Here is an 18,568-nt window from a genome sequence, read left to right as displayed (position 1 = left end):
CGAAATAATCGAGTCGGGCAAGCGTTATTTCGACATTCCTAGAAATATAGAGGGGCTGGCATCCCGGCCGCCCGCGCCCTAGCTCTGGGGCATGACCGAGCCTCTTACCGCCCTCGCAGACGAACTGTCGCGCTGCCGACTCTGCGCCGAGCGTTTTGCCGCCACCGCCACCCGGCACTCTCCGCGCCCGGTGGTGTGGTTCGCCCCCGGCGCGCGGCTTCTGATCGCCAGCCAGGCGCCGGGCATGCGCGCCCACAACGCTGCCCGCCCCTTCGACGACCCGTCGGGCATCCGGCTGCGGGCGTGGCTCGGGCTTGATGACGCCACCTTCTGGGACCGCTCCCGCGTCGCCATCATGCCGATGGCCTTCTGCTTTCCGGGCTACGACGCACAGGGCTCCGACCTGCCGCCGCCGCCGATCTGCCGCCACACCTGGCATGACCGCCTGTTCGCGGCACTCGGCGAGGTCCGTCTGCGGCTCTATATCGGCGGCTACGCCCATCGCTACCATCTGGGCGTGAAGACCGGCGTCACCGAGACGGTGCGCAACTGGCGCGACCATCTTCCCGACGCTATCCCCTTGCCGCATCCGTCCTGGCGCAATACGGCATGGTTGAAACGCAACCCGTGGTTCGAGGACGAGCTGCTGCCCGTTCTGCGCGCCCGTGTCCGCGAGGTGATGGAATGACAGAAACAACCCCGCTCGACGCCGCCCATGCGGCGATGGAGGCCGCGCCGCTGGACGATGCCGCGCGCCTGCGCTTCTACGAACGGCTCGCCGACAGCGAGCTGTTCCTCCTGCTGACCAAGGAGGCCGAGGGCGATCAGATCGAGCCCGAACTGTTCGAGCTCGCCGATGCCAGCTTCGTGCTGGTCTTCGACCGCGAGGAACGCCTGTCGCAATTTGTCGGCCAGCCTGTCCCCTATGCCGCGCTCTCGGGGCGCAACGTGGCCGCGATGCTGACCGGTCAGGGCATCGGGCTCGCGGTCAATCTCGAGGTCGCGCCGTCCTCGATCCTGCTGCCGCCGCAAGCGGTGGACTGGCTCTCCGAGACGCTGGGCCACGGCCCGCAGGAGGCCGAAGCCGGGATCGAAGAGGTCACCGCGCCAGGCGGCTTGCCCGAAGTGCTGATCACCGCGCTCGACACCAAGCTCGCCACCGCCGCGGGGCTTGCGCGCTGCGCCTGGCTGGCGGGCGTGCGCTATGCCGATGGCACGCGCAGCCACCTGCTGGCCTTCGCCGGCGCCACCCCCGGCGCCGAGGACGCGCTGGCCCGCGCGGTCAACGAGGCGCTGGTGTTCTCCGGCATCGAGGCCGGGTCACTGGACGTGAGCTTCGTGCGCGACGCCGAGCCGCTGGCGGCGCTGCTGGCGCGGAACGGGCTGCGCTTCGACCTGCCCGAGCTGCACGAACCCCAGCGCGCCGAGCGCGCCGCGCCCGGCTCCGATCCCGACAGCCCGCCGATCCTGCGCTAGAGCCTTAGCTCCGCGCGCAGCGTCGGCAAGGTGTCGCCCGGCGCCGGTGTCGCCTCCCAGACCGCGCGGGCGATGGCGCGGGCAAGGCAGATGCTGGCGGCGTGGCCGATCTGCGCCAGCTGCAGCGCCGGCGCTTCCAGCGCGCGGCGCGCCGTCGCGGCCGAGAACACCAGGTCGCCATCCATCGGCGTGTGCGCCGGCACGATGGCCCGCGCGATGCCGTCATGCGCCGCCACCGCCACGCGGTGACACTGCGCCTTGTCGAGGGCCGCATCGGTCGCCACCACCGCGATGGTGGTGTTGCCCTGCGCCGCCATCGCGGCACTCTTGCGGCTTTGCGGCAGCGCTACGCCGCTCGCCGGGTCCACACCCAGGGCACCGAACTCGCCGCCCATTTCGTGCGGCGCGGCCCAGAAATGCCGCCCCGAGGGCGTGGTGACGCTGCCCAGCGGGTTCACCGCCACCAGCGCGCCCACGGTGATGCCGTCCTCGAGCACCAGGCTCGCTGAGCCGAGCCCGCCCTTGTGCATCGCCGTCTGCGCGCCGCAGCCCGCCCCGACACTGCCAAGCCCAAAGTTCGCCCCCGCCGCCGCCAACGCTTTGCGCCCCAGCCACGGGTAGGGGTTCTCGGCCCACGCCTTGTCGCCACCATTGAGCAGATCGAAGAGGATCGCCGCCGGCACCAGCGGCACCCGCACCGAGAGCACCTCGAAGCCGCGCCCGGCCTCGTGCAGCGCATCCATCACCCCTTGCGCCGCCGCCAGCCCGAAAGCACTGCCGCCAGAGAGCACCAGAGCATCCACCCCCGGCGCCGACTTGTCCGGCGCCAGCAGATCGGTCTCGCGCGTGCCGGGTGCCCCGCCCATCACCGCCACCGAGGCCACGAAGGGCGCCTCCGCAGTGACCACGCTGACACCCGACTTCAGGCCCGCATCCTCGGCGTGGCCGACATGCAGCCCCTCCACATCGGTGATCAGGTTTCTCGGTCCCGGTCGCATCGCATTCTCCCCTGTCTTCCGGCGACCCTCGCCAAGGCCGGGGATCAGCGCAATCCCCCGCCCCTTCTCTGGTTCAAAAATACCTCGGGGGAGTCCGCGCCTGCGCGGACGGGGGCAGCGCCCCCACCCACCCTACCCGCAAACGCGACGGCTCAGCCGCTAGATGCAGCGCCCGCCATCCACTTCCATGCAGACACCGGTGACCATCGACGCCTCGTCCGAGCACAGGAACAGCGCCGCATTGGCGAGATCCTCCGGCGTCGAGAACCGCCCGATGGGAATCGTCGAAAGGAACTTGGCCCGCATTTCGGGCGTGTCCTCGCCCATGAAGCTCGCCAGCAGCGGCGTGTCGCCCGCCACCGGGTTCAGCGCGTTGACCCGCACCCCCGCCGGCGCCAGCTCGATTGCCATCGCCTTGGTGGCGGTGTTCATCCAGCCCTTGGAGGCGTTGTACCAGTTGAGCCGCGGCCGCGGCGAGACGCCCGCGGTCGAGGCCACGTTGAGGATCGCGCCCGCGCCCAGCGCCTTCATGTGGCCCACCAGCGCCCGCGCCGTGAGGTAGACCGACTTGCAGTTCACCGCGAAGACGCGGTCGAAATCGTCCTCCGAAACCTCTTCCATCGGCGCAGGTAGGTGGGTGATGCCGGCGTTGTTGACGAGGATGTCGACCCGGCCCATCTCGGCCACCGCACGGGCGACCATCTCGGCCACGCTGTCGCCATTCGCGACGTCGACCCGCTGCGCGATGCCGCCGCAGGCCGAAGCCACGCGTTCTGCGCCCTCGGCGTTGATGTCGGCCACCATAACCTGCGCGCCCTCGGCGGCGAAGCGCATGGCGATGCCCTCGCCAAAGCCGGATCCGGCGCCGGTCACGATGGCGCGTTTGCCCTCAAGTCTCATGTCCTGTCTCCTACCTGAAAGTCCTGCTCAGCCGTGATGCGCGGCGACGGTCTTGAGCACCGAGAAGCCGTACAGCGCCTCGAAGCCCTTCTCGCGCCCGTGGCCCGACTTGCCGACGCCGCCGAACGGCAGCTCCACCCCACCGCCGGCGCCGTAATTGTTGAGAAACACCTGCCCCGCGCGCAGTTTTTTGGCGAGCCGCATCTGGCGTGCGCCGTCGCGGGTCCAGACGCTGGCCACGAGGCCGAAATCGGTGCCGTTGGCGATCCTGACCGCCTCGTCCTCGCTGTCAAAAGGCACGATGACCTGCACCGGGCCGAAGACCTCGTCCTGCGCCAGCACGTGATCCGCGGGCACCGGGCCGAAGAGCGCCGGCTGCACGTAGGTGCCGCCTTCTGGCAAATCGGCGGCAAGCTGCGCGCGGGCGAGCAGTGGCAGGTCAGCCCCCTTGTCGAGAAAGCACTCGACCCGCGCCTTCTGGGTGGCGTTGATCAGCGGGCCGACATCGGGGTCGTCCATCGCCGGGCCCACCACCTTGGCGGCATAGGCCTCGGCCATGCGGCGACTGACCTCGTCGAAGACCGGGCGCTCGACGAGGATGCGCGACGAGGCCGAGCAGGTCTGCCCGGCATTCTGCAGCCCGGCATTGACGAGAAAGGGCAGCGCCGCGTCGAGATCGGCATCGGCGAAGACGAGCTGCGGCGACTTGCCGCCAAGCTCCAGCGTCACCGGCACCACGTTGGCGCCGGCGGCCTGCTGCACCGCCGCGCCGGTGCCCACGGAGCCGGTGAAACTCACATGCTGGATGCCGGGATGGGCCGAGAGCGCCGCACCGGCCTCGGAACCCAGCCCCGGCACGACGTTCAGCGCGCCGGCCGGCAGGCCGGCCTGCTGCGCAAGCCGGGCGAAGGCCAGCGCCGTCAGGCAGGCATCCTCGGCAGGTTTCAGCACGCAGGCATTTCCCATGGTCAGCGCCGCCCCGACCGAGCGACCGATGATCTGCATCGGGTAGTTCCACGGCACGATATGGCCGGTCACCCCGTGCGGCTCACGCAGGGTGTAGACGGTGTAGCCGTCGAGATAGGGGATGGTGGTGCCGTGCACCTTGTCGGCGGCGCCGCCGTAGAACTCGCAATAGCGCGCCAGCGCCACCGCGTCGGCCCGGGCCTGGGTCAGCGGCTTGCCGACGTCCATCGCCTCGAGCTCGGCCAGCTCGTCCACATGGTCAAGCACCACAGCAGAGAGCCGGGTCAGGATGCGGCCGCGTTCGAGCGCGGTCATGCGGCCCCAGTCGCCTTCGAGCGCCGCCTGCGCCGCAGAGACCGCCGCGTCGATATCCAAAGCGCGGCCGCGGGCGATGCGGCCGATCTCCGCTCCGGTCGACGGGTTCACGATGGGCAGCGTGTCGGCGCTGTCGCGCCACTCGCCGCCGATCAACATCTGCGCGCTGTCCCGCGCAAGGCTCAGATGCGCGTCACCGCGCGTCAGGCTCTCGGTCATCCTCTTGTCCTCCTCCCGGTGGCCGCGGCAGGGATGGTGCGGCGGCCAGCAGGGATTTGGTATACCAGTGAGCGGGGTTGTCAAATACCGTCTCGGTCTCCCCGGCCTCGACGATCTCGCCGCTGCGCATGACGAGCACCCGGTCGGTGATGCCGCGCACCACGCTCAGGTCGTGCGAGATGAACAGGTAGGTAAGCCCGTATTGCCGCGACAGATCCGCGATCAGGTCGAGGATCTGCGCCCGCACCCGCACGTCGAGGGCGGAGACCGCCTCGTCGAAGATCACCAGCTCGGGGCGGATGATCAGGGCGCGGGCGATGGCGATGCGCTGACGCTGGCCGCCGGAGAAGGCGTGGATGTGCTGCTCGGCATGGTCGGGCTTCAGGCCCACATCGGTGAGCGCCCGGGCGATGGCGGCGGCGCGCTCTGGGCCGCGGGGCGGGTCGTCGAGCAGATGGAAGGGCTCGGCGATCAGTCGGCCCACGCGGTGGCGCGGGTTGAACGAGCCGTAGGGGTCCTGGAACACCACCTGCACCCGACGGCGCACGGCGCGGTCGGGCTTGCCGTGGCGATAGACCGGCGCCCCGTCGAGCGTGATGGCGCCCGCCTGCACCGGCTCGAGCCCGAGAATGGCACGCGCGAGCGTGGACTTGCCGCAGCCCGACTCGCCCACCAGCCCGACACGCTCGCCCCGCGCGATCTCGAAGCTGACGCCGTTCACCGCGACCTGCGCCCGACCGGGACGGAAGAGCCCTTGGCGCGGGCCGGGATAGTGACGCGTGACGGTCTCGACGCGCAAGAGCGGCCCGTCGGGCCGCGCCTCTGGCAAATCGGCGCGGTGGCGAGATGCCTCGAAGAGCTGGCGGGTATAGGGGTGACGCATCTCGGCGAAGAGCCGCGCGGTTGCGCCCTGCTCGACGATCTCTCCGGAGTTCATCACCGCGATGCGGTCGGCCATCTCCGAGACCACCGCCAGATCGTGGGTGATCATCATCAGTCCCATGCCCTCCTCGCGCACGAGCTCGCGCAGCAGGTCGAGGATCTGCGCCTGCGTGGTCACGTCGAGCGCGGTGGTGGGCTCGTCGGCGATCAGGAGCTTCGGACGCAGGGCGATGGCCATGGCGATGACGACGCGCTGGCGCTGCCCGCCGGAGAGCTCGTGCGGGTAGCGGCTCGGCGGCACGCGTTCGGGCGGCAGGCCGACGCGGGCCAGCATCTCGGCGGCGCGGGCGCGGGCGGCGGCGCGGGGCATGGCCTTGTGCACGAGGATGGTCTCGGCCACCTGGTCGCCGATGCGCTGCACCGGGTTGAGCGCGGTCATCGGCTCCTGGAAGATCATGCCGATCTCGCGGCCCCTGATAGCACAGAGCCGGCGCTCGGAGAGCTGGCAGAGATTGGTCCCGTCGAGACGCAGGGCGCCGGAGGTCTCGGCGCCCTGAGGCAGGAGTCCCATGGCGGCGAGCGCGGTCATCGACTTGCCGGAACCCGACTCGCCGGTCAGCGCCACGATCTCGCCGGGTGCGATGGTGAGCGAGAGGTCTCTGAGGATCGGCTTGCCGTGGATCGTGAGCGAGAGCGCATCGATCTCGAGCAGGGGTTTCGAACCGGACTGCGTCCGGTCCGACAGGTGCGAGGGGCGCTGCCCCTCGCGCTCCCCGAGGTATTTGGAAACCAGAGAAGGGGTCATGCGCACACCATTCCCAGCCTCGGGTCGAGCCGGTCGCGCAGGCCATCGCCCAGCAGGTTGAGGCCGAGCACGGTCAGGACGATGGCGAGGCCCGGGATGATCGCCACATGCGGGGCGAGCGCCACCATGGTCTGGGCGTCGGCCAGCATCCGGCCCCAGGACGGGATCGGAGGCTGGGCGCCGAGGCCGACATAGGACAGGCCCGCTTCCGCGAGGATGCCGAGCGAGAACTGGATGGTGCCCTGCACGATCAGCAGGTTGGCAATGTTGGGCAGGATGTGCTCGGCGCTGATCCGGGGCGCAGACTTGCCGGCGGTGCGGGCCGCGAGGATGAACTCGCGCCGCCACAGGCTCAGCGCCGCACCGCGCGACAGCCGCGCGAAGACCGGGATGTTGAAGATGCCGATGGCGATGATGGCGTTGGTGGCGCCGGGGCCGAAGATGGCGGTGATCAGGATCGCGATGACGAGGCTCGGGAAGGCGAAGATCAGGTCGTTCATCCGCATGATCGCCTCGTCGAGCCAGCCGCCCGCGCGCGCCGCGGCGGCGAGGCCGAGCGGCACGCCGAGCCCGAGCCCGATGCCCACCGCCACCAGCGCCACGGCGATCGAGGTGCGCGCGCCGACCATCACGAGGCTTAGCATGTCGCGGCCGAAATGGTCGGTGCCGAGCCAGTGTGCCGCCGAGGGTGGCTGCAGGCGCTCGGTGATGGCGACGGTGTCGGTGGGGTACGGCGTCCAGACGAAAGACAGCAGCGCGGCGCCGACAAACAGCGCCGTGAGCAGCGTGCCGAGGATCAGGTTGCGGCTCATCGGCGGCGCCTCAGGCGGGGATCGACGGCGGCATAGGCGAGATCGGTGACGAAGGTCACCACGATCACCGCGAAGACCAGCAGCATCACCACCGACTCGACCACGATCAGGTCGCGCTGGGTGATGGCCTGGAAGATCAGCCGCCCCAGCCCCGGCAGGAAGAACACCTGCTCGATGATGATCGCCCCGGCCAGCAGGAAGGAGAATTGCAGCCCGATGATGGTCAGCACCGGAATGAGCGCGTTGCGCACCCCGTGGCGCCACAGCGCCTGCCGGCGCGAGAGCCCCTTGGCCCGGGCGGTGCGGATGAAATCCTCGTGCAGGATGTCGATCAGCGCCGAGCGCATGACGCGGGCGAGGATCGCCGCCTGCGGCAGGGCCAGCGCCACCGCCGGCAGGGTCAGCGCCTTCAGCCCCTGCAGCGGATCGTCCCAGCCGGGAAAGCCGCCGGCGCTGAACCAGCGCAGCTTCAGCGCGAAGAGCAGCACGAGGAGCATGGCGAACCAGAAGTTCGGCACCGCGACGCCCAGCTGGGTCGCGCCCATCACCGCCACGTCGCCGGGCTTTCCGCGCCGCGCGGCGGCGAAAATGCCCGCGGGGAAGGCGATCAGCGTCGAGAGCAGCAGCGCGTAGAGCGCCAGCGGCAGCGAGACCTGCACCCGCTCGGCCACCATCTGCGCCACCGGCGCGCGGTAGGTGTAGGAGGTGCCGAAATCGCCCTGCACCATGCCCGAGACCCATGCGAGGTAGCGCTCATGCACCGGCAGGTCGAGCCCCAGCTCGGCGCGCAGCGCGGCGACGGTATCGGGCCGGGCATTGATCCCCAGCATGAAACTCGCGGGATCGCCCGGCGCGACCTCGACCACGAGGAAGATCACCAGCGAGGCGATGGCGAGGCTGATCGCCAGGATGAACAGCCGTTTCAGGGCGTAGGCCAGCATCGGGCGCCTACCGGGCCGCGGCGGATCGGGCCGCGCCGCTCATGAGGCCAGAAGCTCCAGCGGATCGTATCCGGGGCCGGTCTCCCACGCCACCTTCGGCAGGCTGTCGGGCTTGAAGCGCAGGGCCGCCATCTCGGCGCGGGTGACGAAGCGGCGGGTGTGCACCACGCCCTCAGGGTCGCGCCAGTCGTCCGACAGGACACCGTCGGTGATCTCGCAGCGGAAGAACAGCTCGACCTGGTGAAAGCCGGTCTCGGGGGCGTGGTATTCGTTGACGAGACAGGGCAGGCCGACACGCACGGTGAGGCCGGTCTCCTCGTGGACCTCGCGGGCGAGGTTGTCGTGCAGCGAGGCGCCCTTCTCGACGCCGCCGCCGGGGGCGCACCAGAGATCGCTCTTCTGCCCGGGCCAGGCATTGACCAGAAGCAGGCGGTTTTCGTGCAGGATGACGGCACGGGTGGCAAGGCGGGGCGAGGTCGACATGGGCGGAGATTTGCACCTTTCGCGCGGCGGTGGAAGGCCGTATTCCCACGCCCATGATCCGCGTTCCCGTTCTGCCACCCTGCCCTGCAAAGGGCGCCTGCCGATGATCGAGCTGAGCTTCGAGAATGCCCGCGTGATGCGACCGGGCGGCTGGAGCGATGCGCCCCTGTCGGTGGCCAAGGGGGTGATTTGCGATGCGCCCGAGGGGCGGCGGGTGGATCTTGGCGGCTACGACATCCTGCCGGGCATCGTCGACGCTCATGGCGACGGCTTCGAGCGTCACATGGCGCCACGGCGCGGGGCACTGCGCGAGCGCGACGCCGGCATGGTGGCCTGCGCCGCCGAGCTGGCCGCGAACGGCATCACCACGGCGATGCTGGCGCAGTTCTGGTCGTGGGAAGGCGGCATGCGCGGGCCGGAGTTCGCCGAGGAGGTGTTCGCCTCCGTGGCCGCGGTGGCGCCGACGGTGCCGGTGGACCTGCGCCTGCAGCTGCGGCTCGAGACCCACTTCCTCGACGCCTTCGCGCAGGCCGAGGCGGCGGTCGAGCGCTGGGGCATCGGCTACGTGGTGTTCAATGACCACCTGCCGCACGCGCGGCTCGCCGAGGGGCGCAAGCCTCCGCGTCTCAACGGGCAGGCGCTGAAATCCGGGCGCTCGCCCGAGACGCACCTGGCGCTGATGCAGGCACTGCACGCGCGCAGCGCCGAGGTTCCGCAAGCGCTCGACGAGCTTTGTGCGCGGCTGGCGACGCGTGGTTGCCGCATGGGCAGCCATGACGACCGCAGCGCCGAGGGCCGCGCCGCTTGGCGCGCGCGCGGGGTGCGGGTGTCCGAGTTCCCCGAGACGGTGGAGGCGGCACAGGCGGCGCGCGAGGGCGGCGATACGGTGGTGCTCGGCGCACCCAACGTGGTGCGCGGGGCGAGTCATGCCGGCAACGTGGCTGCGAGCGAGCTCATCGGGCTGGGGCTCTGCGATGCGCTGGCCTCGGATTACCACTACCCCGCCCCGGCGCGCGCCGCGTGGCGCTGCGTCGAGCTGGGCCTGCTCGACGAGGCGCAGGCGTGGCGGATGGTCTCGGAAGGGCCGGCGCGGCTCTTGGGCCTTGAGGATCGCGGCAGGCTGGAGGCCGGCCTGCGCGCCGATCTGGTGGTGATGGACCGCGCCACCCGCCGCATCGTGCTGACGATGGCGGGCGGGCGCATCGCGTGGCTCTCGGGAGAGATCGCCGAGCGGCTGCTCTAGGCCACGAGCGGCTCAGCCCACCGGGATATTGTCGATCAGGCGCACCCCGCCCAGCCAGGCGGCGGCCAGAAGCCGCGCCGGGCGGTCGAGCGTGGTCATCGGCGCAAGCCCGTCGGCGGCGCGCAGCTCGAGATACTCGACCCGCTCGAAACCGCCTGCGAGGATCGCCGCCTCGGCCTGCGCTTTCAGCGTCGCGAGATCGGCACCGGTCCGAAGTCCCTCGGCCATCGCCACCATGGCCCGGTTGAGCACCGGTGCGGCGGCGCGGGTGGCCTCGGGCAGCAGCACGTTGCGCGAGGACAGCGCCAGCCCGTCGGGCTCGCGCACCGTTTCGCAGCCGATCACCTCGACGGGGATGTCGAGATCGCGGGCCATGCGGCGCACCACCTGCAATTGCTGGTAATCCTTCTCGCCGAAATAGGCCCGATCCGCGCCGGTCTGCAGGAAGAGCTTCGAGACCACCGTCGTCACGCCGTCGAAATGGCCCGGGCGGAAGGCGCCACAGAGCCCGTCGGTCAGGCCCGAGACCGCCACCGAGGTGGCAAAGCCCTCGGGATAGATCTCCTCCGGCCCCGGCACGTAGATCACATCCACCGCGTAGGGCGCGAGCTTCTCGGCATCGGCGTGCTCGGTGCGCGGGTAGTTCTCGAGATCGGAGGCGTTGTTGAACTGCTTGGGGTTCACGAAGATCGTCACGATCACCCGGTCGCACTCCGCCTTGGCGGCCTCGACGAGGCTCAGGTGCCCGGCATGCAGCGCACCCATGGTGGGCACCACGCCGACGGTCTCTCCGGCGCGTTTCCAGCCCGCCAGACGGGCGCGCAGCTCGGCCTTCGAGCGGAGCATCTCGGTCATGATTTCGCTCCCGGGGCGGCATCGGCAAAGACGTGCTCGGCTGCGGGGAAGGACCGGGTCCGCACCTCGGCGGCATAGGCCGCGATGGCGGCTTCGGCCTGTTCGCCGAGGCTCGCGTAGCGCTTGACGAATTTCGGCTTGAAGGCGGTGAAGAGCCCTAGCATGTCATCGACCACGAGGATCTGCCCGTCGCAGCCCGCCGAGGCGCCGATGCCGATGGTCGGGATCGGCAGCTCAGCCGTGACCCGGTCGGCCAGCCCCTGCGGCACCTTCTCGAGCACCACGGCAAAGGCCCCTGCCCCGGCCACGGCGCGGGCATCCGCCATCAGCCGGTCGCCGGCGTCACCGCGGCCCTGCACCTTGTAGCCGCCGAGCGTGTTGATCGATTGCGGCGTGAGGCCCACGTGCGCCATCACCGGGATGCCGCGCGCGGTCAGGAAGGCGATGGTTTCGGCCATGCTCTCGCCGCCCTCGAGCTTGACGGCACCGGCGGCGGTTTCGGCCATCAGCCGCGCGGCGTTGCGAAACGCCTGCTGCGGGCCTTCCTCGTAGGAGCCGAAGGGCATGTCGACGACCATCATGGCGCGGCTGAGACCGCGTTTCACCGCCTGTGCGTGCAAGATCATCATCTCCATGGTCACGCCAAGGGTCGACTCGAGCCCGTGCAGAACCATGCCGACGCTGTCTCCGACGAGGACGAAATCGCAATGCGCGTCCATCATCTGCGCCATCGGCGTGGTGTAGGCGGTCAGGCTGACCAGCGGCGCTCCGCCCTTGCGGGCCCGGATATCGGCCGGCAGCGGGGCCGACTTTCGCGCGGTGGCGCTCATTGGCGTCTCCTCCCTCGTCAACAAGGCTGGCGTCGTCTAGCAGCCTGCCCCCCTATATTCCAGTGCGCATGTGCTTGCACCGCCGGGGAAATCGGGCACACTTCGAGCCGATGCCTGCCAACGGAGAGCCCGATGTCCCGCCCCATGTCCTACCTCGCCCCGGCCGCCGCCGCGATGCTGCTTTCGGCGCAGGCGCTGATGGCCCAGCAGACCGACCTGACCATTGCGCTGCAACTCGAGCCGCCGCATCTCGATCCGACCTCGGCCGCGGCCGGCGCCATCGACAGCGTGCTCTATGCCAACGTCTTCGAAGGGCTGACGCGTTTCACCGAGACCGGGGAGGTCGTGCCGGGCCTCGCCGAGAGCTGGGAGATCTCCGACGGCGGGCTCACCTACACCTTCCGGCTGCGCGACGGCGTCACCTTCCATGACGGCAGTACGATGGATGCCGAGGACGTCAAGTTCAGCCTCGATCGCGCCCGCGGGGAAGACAGCCTTAACGCCCAGAAGGCGCTGTTCGAGGGCATCGCGGAGGTGACGGTTGTCGATCCGCTCACCGTCGAGGTGACGCTCTCGGAGCCCGACGGCACGTTCCTGTTCAACATGGCCTGGGGCGACGCGGTGATCGTGGCCCCCGAGAGCATCGAGGGCATCCAGCAGACCCCTGTCGGCACCGGCCCCTTCACCTTCGAGCGCTGGGTCACGGGAGACCGCATCGAGATGGGTCGCAACGCGGACTACTGGGGCGCGGCCCCGGCACTCGAGGCGGTGACCTTCCGTTTTATCTCGGACCCGACGGCGGCGTTCGCGGCGATGATGGCGCAGGATATCGACGCCTTCGCCGGCTTCCCGGCGCCCGAGAACCTCGCCATGTTCGAGGCAGACCCGCGCTTTCAGGTTCTTGTGGGTTCGACCGAGGGCGAGACCATCCTCGCGATGAACCACGGGGACGCACATTTCTCCGATCCCAAGGTGCGCGAAGCGCTGTCCCACGCCATCGACCGACAGGCGATCATCGACGGTGCGATGTTCGGCTACGGCACGCCCATCGGCACCCATTTCGCGCCGCACAATCCCGACTATGTCGACCTCACCGAGCTCTCGAGCTACGATCCGGAGCTTGCAACGACGCTGCTGGAGGATGCGGGCTATCCCGAGGGCTTCACCACCACACTGAAGCTGCCGCCGCCCTCTTACGCCCGTCGCGGCGGCGAGATCATCGCGGCGCAGCTGCGCGAGGTGGGGATCGAGACCCAGATCACCAATCTGGAATGGGCGCAGTGGCTCGAAGAGGTGTTCCGCGGCAAGGATTTCGGCCTGACCATCGTGTCGCATACCGAGCCCTTCGACATCGGCATCTATGCCCGGCCGGACTATTACTTCCAGTATGACAACGCGGCCTTCCAGGAGCTGATGAGCACCCTCACCGGCACCACCGACCCGGCAGCGCGCTCCGAGCTGATCCAGCAGGCGCAGACGATGATCGCCGAGGATCACGTCAACGCCTACCTGTTCCAGCTCGCCTTCCCGACGGTGGCGGACGCGCGGCTCGATGGGCTGTGGCAGAACCAGCCGACGCAGGCGACCGACCTGACCGGGGTGCGCTGGACCGAGTGAGCGGACACGCCCGTCCTGTGACGGGCTTTGTGCGCCAAACGGCTGAGCGTCGTGGACGGCATCAAGGCGCCCCGGCGCAGAGCCAAGGCACTGCAAGCGCCGCTCAGCCCCGCCGCAGCGGCACCACCGACACCGCCACGCCGCCCAGCACCAGCAGGGCGGCGAGCGCGAAGCGCGCGGTGAGGGCCTCGCCGAGAAACACCATGCCGCCCGCCATGGCGATCACCGGCACGGTGAGCTGCGCCACGGCGGCGACCGACCCCGGCAGGCGGGGCAGAACCGCGTACCAGAGCGCGTAGCCGAGCCCCGAGGTCACGGCGCCCGAGACCACCGCCAGCACGACCGCGCCAAGGCTCCATGGGCCGACAGATCCCGAAAGCTGTAGCCCCAGCAGCACCACCAGCCCGAGCCCGGTCGCCAGCACGAAATTTGCAGCCGTCGAGACCAGCGCCACCTCGGCCTTGCGTCCGGCCAGCGAATAGACGCCCCAGCCGACGCCCGCGAGCAGCATGGCCAGCGCGTGCGGCAGGCTGGGCGCGGCACCGCCGCCCGGCCAGAGCAGCCAGACCAGCCCGCCAAAGGCCAGCCCCGCCCCCAGCCAGCGCTGCGCCGGCACCCGCTCACCGCCCGCCACGCTGCCCCCGAACATGGTCACCTGCACCATGCCGAAGAGCAGCAGCGCCCCGAGCCCCGCAGGCATCCCCGCATAGGCCGCCGAGAAGCCGTAGATGTAGAGAAACAGCCCTGCCACGCCGGCCAACCGCCCGGCGCCGCCCAGCCTCAGACGCCCCTCCCGTGCCAGAACCAGCGCTGCGAGCATCAGCGCACCGGACAGCAGCCGCAGCGTGCCGAAGCTCACCGCGTCGATGCCGCCCGAGGCGAGCGCCGCGCGGTTGAGCACGGAATTGGCAGCGAAGGCGGTCATGGTCAGCGCCACGAGCAGGAACAGTCGCATCGGCCACGGGCCTCCCTTCCCGCTGCACGCCGCCTCTGGGCGTGTCACTCCTTGGGGGCGCTGCCCGCCGCGTCGCCCTGCTTCTTCTTCAGCGCCGCCAACTTGGACTTGAGCGCCCCGCGCCGCCGACTCTGATAGGCACGGATCACCGGAACCGTGAGGTAGTAGCAGACCAGCCCCGAAACGATGCCCGGCAGGATCCCCCCGATCAGGTAGGGATAGAACACCTTGTCGTAGAACAGGATCAACTCGGACCAATTGGTCGGTTCCCCGGTGAACCACGCCACGAGATTGTGCCACAGGTCTCCGCCGGCATAGGCAAAGCGGTCGAGCACCGACTTGTGGTCGGGCTCGTGCCGGTCGATGCCGAGAAACCAGTAGCCGGTGCGGAGCGAGCTGAAGGCAATGGGCACATAGGTCAGCGGGTTGCCGAAGAAGGTCCCCAGAAGCGAGGCGAGGATGTTGCCGCGCAGCGCCTTGGCGATCAGCGCCGCGACGACGAAATGCATGCCGTAGAGCGGGGTGAAGGCGGTGAAGACTCCGGCAAACACGCCCCGCGCGATCCGTTCGGGGGGATCGGGTAGCCGGTGCAGCCGGTGCTGGATATACCGCGCCGCACGTCCCCAGCCGCCACGCGGCCAGAAGAATTCGACCAGTATCCTCCAGACAGGTCGTCTGTCACGGCGTTTGAAGACCAAAGGCCCGTCCTGTCCAATCCTCCGCAGCCCCGTGGGACCGCGTTTCCTTTCAGTCGCAACCGCTGCCGGCTGCGTCCCCTTACTGTGCCGCCGTCGGAAGCGCCGTCAGCGAGGCGTCTCGCCGGCGGTGCACGGAGGCGACATCGCTTTCGGCTTCGAGGGCGGAGATCACCGAATGAAGGTGTTCCGCGTCGCGGAACTCCACGTCCATCCGGATGCGGAAGAAGTCCGGCTTCCGGTCCACGAAGACAAGATCCGAGATATTGGCCAACCGCTCGCCGATCAAGGTGCAAACCCGCCCCAGCACCCCGGCATCGTTGCCGATGGTTAGCTCTAGGCTCACATCATAGGCAGCCGGGTGCGTGCCCTCCTCCCAGCGCAGGTCGACCCAGCGGTCGGGCTGGTCCTCATAGGCGGCGAGGGATTCGCAGTCGATGGCGTGCACGAACACGCCCTTGCCGCGCTGGGTGATGCCGATGATGCGCTCGCCCGGCAACGGCTGGCAGCAGCGCGCCCGGGTAAAACCGGTGCCGGGCTCGAGCCCGATCACCGCGCGATGGGCATCGACCTCGACATCGTCCGCCGGCCCCAGATCGGGGTAGACCGCGTGCACCACCTCGCGCGAGGTCAGCTCGGCGCTGCCCAGACGGGCGAGAAGCTCGTCCTTGTCCTCGAGCCGCAGGGTCTGGGCCGCCTTCTCGAGCACCTTGTCGGTGGCCTTCTTGCCCACATGCTCGAAGGCCGAGCGCGCCAGCTCGTGGCCGAGCCGCACGAAACGCTCGCGCCCGGCCTCGCGCAGGGCGCGGCGAATCGCGGTGCGGGCCTTGCCGGTGGTGGCGATGTCGAGCCATGTGGCCTGCGGGGTCTGGCCCTCTGCGGTGATGATCTCGACCGACTGGCCGTTCTTCAGCCGGGTCCAGAGCGGCACCCGGATGCCGTCGACCTTGGCACCGACACAGGCCGAGCCGATACGGGTGTGGATGGCATAGGCGTAATCCAGCGGTGTCGCCCCGCGCGGCAGCTTCACCACGTCGCCCTTGGGCGTGAAGCAGAACACCTTGTCCGAGTACATCTCGAGCTTCACCGCCTCGAGGAACTCGTCATGATCCTGCTCGCTGTCGAACTGCTCGGTCAGCGAGGCGATCCAGCGGGCGGGATCGACGGCGAACGGGTTCTCGGCGCGCTGGCCGTCGCGATAGGACCAGTGCGCGGCGACGCCGGTCTCGGCGACCTCGTGCATCTGCCGGGTGCGGATCTGCACCTCGACGCGCTTGCCGTCGCGGCCCGACACGGTGGTGTGGATCGAGCGGTAGCCGTTCGACTTGGGCTGGCTGACATAATCCTTGAACCGCCCGGGCACCGCGCGCCAGCGCTGGTGGATCACCCCGAGCGCACCGTAGCAGTCCATGTCGTTGCGGGTGATGACGCGGAAGCCGTAGATGTCGGACAGGCGCGAGAAGCCCATGCCCTTTTCCTGCATCTTGCGCCAGATCGAGTAGGGCTTCTTGGCCCGTCCGAAGACCTCGGCCTCGATGCCGGCCTCCTCGAGCTCGTGGCGCATGTCGCCGGTGATCCGGTGGATCACGTCGCCGGCCTCTTTCTGCAGCGTGATGAAGCGGCGGATGATCGAGGCGCGGCCCTCGGGATTGAGCACCCGGAACGCCAGATCCTCGAGCTCTTCGCGCATCCACTGCATGCCCATCCGGCCGGCCAGCGGCGCGTAGATGTCCATCGTCTCGCGCGCCTTCTGGATCTGCTTCTCGGCGCGCATCGCCTTGATGGTGCGCATGTTGTGCAGACGGTCCGCGAGCTTCACGAGGATCACCCGCAGGTCCTTGGACATCGCCATGAACAGCTTGCGGAAGTTCTCGGCCTGCTTGGTCTCCGAGCTGGAGAGCTGTAGGTTGGTCAGCTTGGTGACGCCGTCGACCAGATCGGCCACATCCTCGCCGAAGCGCTCGGCGATGTCGGACCACGAGGCGCGGGTGTCCTCGATGGTGTCGTGCAGCAGGGCAGTGATGATGGTCGCATCGTCGAGCTGCTGCTCGGTCAGGATCGCGGCAACGGCGACGGGATGCGTGAAGTAGGGCTCGCCGGAATGGCGCATCTGCCCGTCATGCATCGCGCGGCCGAACTCGTAGGCCGCGCGGATCAGGTCTTCGTTGGTCTTGGGATTGTAGTTGCGGACCAGTGCAACCAGATCTTCCGCCGCAATCATGGGCGCCTATCCTTCACCTGGCCCGCATCCGCGGGCCTCAGCCCTCGCCCTGGGCCTCCATGAGCGCGCGCAGGAGCTTCTCCTCAGACATGTCGTCCTCGACCGGCTTGTCCTGCTCGGCCCCCATGAGCAGCGCCATGCTGTCATCTTCGGGCTCATCGACCTCGATCTGGGTCTGATGGCTCTCGATCAGACGCTCACGCAGCTCGTCAGCCGACTGGGTCTCCTCGGCGATTTCGCGGAGGGCGACCACCGGGTTCTTGTCGTTGTCGCGGTCGACCGTCAGCGGGCTGCCGGATGCCACTTCGCGCGCACGATGCGCGGCGAGCATCACCAGCTCGAACCGGTTCGGGACCTTGTCGACGCAATCTTCTACCGTCACGCGGGCCATATGCGTATCACCTATTCGGGTTAGCCGTCAGAAAGGGAATCCCTATCGCGTCATGGCCCGAAAGACAAGCGGGGATCGGTCATAAAGGCTTGACTTCGTCGCGCGCCTCCTGCGGCAATGCCTCGCAGAGCTGGCGCACCGTGCGATCGAGCAGGGGATGGCGCCAGTCCGCAGCGACATCGCAGAGTGGCACCAGCACGAAGGCACGTTCGTGCATGCGCGGATGCGGCAGAATCAGCTCGTCCGGCGCCCTGACTTTCTGCTCCTCCAGGCTCAACATCCGCCATTTCGAATATGACGTTACGTCAGGAAGAATCTCCCCACCATGGGCCAGCAAGTCCAGATCGAGGCTCCTGCTGCCCCACCTCTGCTCGCGCTCCCGGCCAAATTTATGCTCGATTTGATGCATCACCGAGAGCAGCTCGGCGGCGCTGGACTCTCCGGTTGAGACGATGCAGGCGTTCACGTAATCAGGCCCGGCCCCCGCCGGAAAACAAGGGGTTGCATAAAACCGGCTCACCCGCAGGACACACTCCCCAGACGCGGACAGTTCATCGATTGCCGCTCGCAATGTTTCCGCCGGAGAACCAATCGCGGACGATAGATTCGCGCCGAGTGCAATCAACTTTTCTTGTTCCCTTAGCACGTTTGAGCTATCCTTTTGGATTATGTGTTGCGGCTTGTACTGACGGCCAAATATCTTAATCTTCGACGACCGAGTGCGCCAAACCACTCACATTCACACTCACGGACATTGGCGCGCTCCATTGCTGAAAGGACATTTGATGTTTTACAAGGACGAACGGCTCGCGCTGTTCATAGACGGGTCGAACCTGTATGCCGCCGCGAAAGCGCTTGGCTTCGACATCGACTACAAGCTCCTCCGACAGGAATTTGTACGCCGAGGCAAGATGGTTCGCGCGTTCTACTACACCGCGCTTCTCGAAAACGACGAGTATCGTCT

Annotated in this window: 19 protein-coding genes; 5 read left to right on the top strand and 14 right to left on the bottom strand. The window is 68.8% G+C overall.

Going from position 1 to position 18,568, the window contains the following annotated elements:
• Positions 1-91 precede the first annotated feature (91 nt).
• Both R2601_RS03605 and R2601_RS03600 read left to right on the top strand, forming a co-directional pair.
• On the top strand, positions 92-688 hold the full coding sequence (locus R2601_RS03605; RefSeq protein ID WP_007793702.1) for a uracil-DNA glycosylase family protein: 597 nt from the start codon (positions 92-94) through the stop codon (positions 686-688).
• On the top strand, positions 685-1,476 hold the full coding sequence (locus R2601_RS03600) for an SseB family protein (protein WP_007793699.1): 792 nt from the start codon (positions 685-687) through the stop codon (positions 1,474-1,476). The genes R2601_RS03605 and R2601_RS03600 overlap by 4 nt, the downstream gene beginning before the upstream one ends.
• Here R2601_RS03600 and R2601_RS03595 read toward each other — a convergent pair.
• The 7 genes from R2601_RS03595 to R2601_RS03565 all read right to left on the bottom strand — a co-directional run bounded on the left by R2601_RS03595 (position 1,473) and on the right by R2601_RS03565 (position 8,797).
• Positions 1,473-2,474: a P1 family peptidase gene (locus tag R2601_RS03595; protein ID WP_007793697.1), complete on the bottom strand. Its 1,002-nt coding sequence runs from the start codon at positions 2,472-2,474 to the stop codon at positions 1,473-1,475. The two genes, R2601_RS03600 and R2601_RS03595, sit on opposite strands and share 4 nt — an antisense overlap.
• A 159-nt stretch (positions 2,475-2,633) precedes the next feature.
• The gene (locus R2601_RS03590; RefSeq protein ID WP_007793696.1) at positions 2,634-3,374 is read right to left on the bottom strand and encodes an SDR family oxidoreductase; all 741 of its coding nucleotides are present in this window, start codon (positions 3,372-3,374) and stop codon (positions 2,634-2,636) included.
• Between the two features lie 27 nt (positions 3,375-3,401).
• Positions 3,402-4,874 carry an aldehyde dehydrogenase family protein gene (locus R2601_RS03585; RefSeq protein ID WP_007793695.1) on the bottom strand — a complete coding sequence of 491 codons (1,473 nt, stop codon included), beginning with the start codon at positions 4,872-4,874 and terminating at the stop codon, positions 3,402-3,404.
• Positions 4,849-6,561, bottom strand: a complete 1,713-nt coding sequence (locus R2601_RS03580; protein ID WP_007793694.1) for an ABC transporter ATP-binding protein — start codon at positions 6,559-6,561, stop codon at positions 4,849-4,851. Before R2601_RS03580 ends, R2601_RS03585 begins: the two co-directional genes overlap by 26 nt.
• Entirely contained in the window at positions 6,558-7,373 is an 816-nt protein-coding gene (locus tag R2601_RS03575) for an ABC transporter permease (RefSeq protein ID WP_007793690.1), read from the bottom strand. Before R2601_RS03575 ends, R2601_RS03580 begins: the two co-directional genes overlap by 4 nt.
• The gene (locus R2601_RS03570) at positions 7,370-8,314 is read right to left on the bottom strand and encodes an ABC transporter permease (RefSeq protein ID WP_007793689.1); all 945 of its coding nucleotides are present in this window, start codon (positions 8,312-8,314) and stop codon (positions 7,370-7,372) included. Before R2601_RS03570 ends, R2601_RS03575 begins: the two co-directional genes overlap by 4 nt.
• A 39-nt stretch (positions 8,315-8,353) precedes the next feature.
• On the bottom strand, positions 8,354-8,797 hold the full coding sequence (locus R2601_RS03565) for an NUDIX domain-containing protein (RefSeq protein ID WP_007793686.1): 444 nt from the start codon (positions 8,795-8,797) through the stop codon (positions 8,354-8,356).
• A 103-nt stretch (positions 8,798-8,900) separates the two neighbouring features.
• Here R2601_RS03565 and R2601_RS03560 point away from each other — a divergent pair, with 103 nt between their 5' ends.
• Positions 8,901-10,040 carry an alpha-D-ribose 1-methylphosphonate 5-triphosphate diphosphatase gene (locus R2601_RS03560; RefSeq protein ID WP_007793683.1) on the top strand — a complete coding sequence of 380 codons (1,140 nt, stop codon included), beginning with the start codon at positions 8,901-8,903 and terminating at the stop codon, positions 10,038-10,040.
• Between the two features lie 12 nt (positions 10,041-10,052).
• Here R2601_RS03560 and panC read toward each other — a convergent pair whose 3' ends face one another.
• Positions 10,053-10,895 carry a pantoate--beta-alanine ligase gene (gene panC / locus R2601_RS03555; RefSeq protein ID WP_007793680.1) on the bottom strand — a complete coding sequence of 281 codons (843 nt, stop codon included), beginning with the start codon at positions 10,893-10,895 and terminating at the stop codon, positions 10,053-10,055.
• On the bottom strand, positions 10,892-11,725 hold the full coding sequence (gene panB, locus R2601_RS03550; protein WP_007793679.1) for a 3-methyl-2-oxobutanoate hydroxymethyltransferase: 834 nt from the start codon (positions 11,723-11,725) through the stop codon (positions 10,892-10,894). The genes panC and panB overlap by 4 nt, the downstream gene beginning before the upstream one ends.
• Before the next feature lie 132 nt (positions 11,726-11,857).
• Here panB and R2601_RS03545 point away from each other — a divergent pair, with 132 nt between their 5' ends.
• Positions 11,858-13,342, top strand: coding sequence for an ABC transporter substrate-binding protein (locus R2601_RS03545; protein WP_007793678.1), 1,485 nt, complete (start codon positions 11,858-11,860; stop codon positions 13,340-13,342).
• Between the two features lie 103 nt (positions 13,343-13,445).
• Here R2601_RS03545 and R2601_RS03540 read toward each other — a convergent pair whose 3' ends face one another.
• From R2601_RS03540 to folK, 5 genes are all read right to left on the bottom strand, one after another.
• Positions 13,446-14,297: a DMT family transporter gene (locus R2601_RS03540; protein WP_007793676.1), complete on the bottom strand. Its 852-nt coding sequence runs from the start codon at positions 14,295-14,297 to the stop codon at positions 13,446-13,448.
• Positions 14,298-14,341: 44 nt separating this feature from the next.
• Complete coding sequence (locus tag R2601_RS03535) at positions 14,342-14,995, bottom strand: DUF2062 domain-containing protein (protein ID WP_040544331.1); 654 nt, start codon at positions 14,993-14,995, stop codon at positions 14,342-14,344.
• Positions 14,996-15,074: 79 nt separating this feature from the next.
• The gene (locus R2601_RS03530) at positions 15,075-17,213 is read right to left on the bottom strand and encodes a RelA/SpoT family protein (RefSeq protein ID WP_007793669.1); all 2,139 of its coding nucleotides are present in this window, start codon (positions 17,211-17,213) and stop codon (positions 15,075-15,077) included.
• 37 nt (positions 17,214-17,250) lie between these two features.
• Positions 17,251-17,604 carry a DNA-directed RNA polymerase subunit omega gene (gene rpoZ / locus R2601_RS03525; RefSeq protein ID WP_007793667.1) on the bottom strand — a complete coding sequence of 118 codons (354 nt, stop codon included), beginning with the start codon at positions 17,602-17,604 and terminating at the stop codon, positions 17,251-17,253.
• Between the two features lie 79 nt (positions 17,605-17,683).
• Positions 17,684-18,229, bottom strand: a complete 546-nt coding sequence (folK, locus tag R2601_RS03520) for a 2-amino-4-hydroxy-6-hydroxymethyldihydropteridine diphosphokinase (RefSeq protein ID WP_254656030.1) — start codon at positions 18,227-18,229, stop codon at positions 17,684-17,686.
• A 160-nt stretch (positions 18,230-18,389) separates the two neighbouring features.
• Between folK and R2601_RS25745 the strand changes: the two genes are divergently transcribed.
• Positions 18,390-18,568: NYN domain-containing protein (locus R2601_RS25745; protein WP_007793663.1), on the top strand; the 179-nt coding region annotated here is incomplete at its 3' end.

Origin of the sequence: Salipiger bermudensis HTCC2601 (assembly GCF_000153725.1) — a bacterium.
GTDB lineage: Bacteria > Pseudomonadota > Alphaproteobacteria > Rhodobacterales > Rhodobacteraceae > Salipiger > Salipiger bermudensis.
This window is presented reverse-complemented; position numbering and strand designations above follow the sequence as displayed.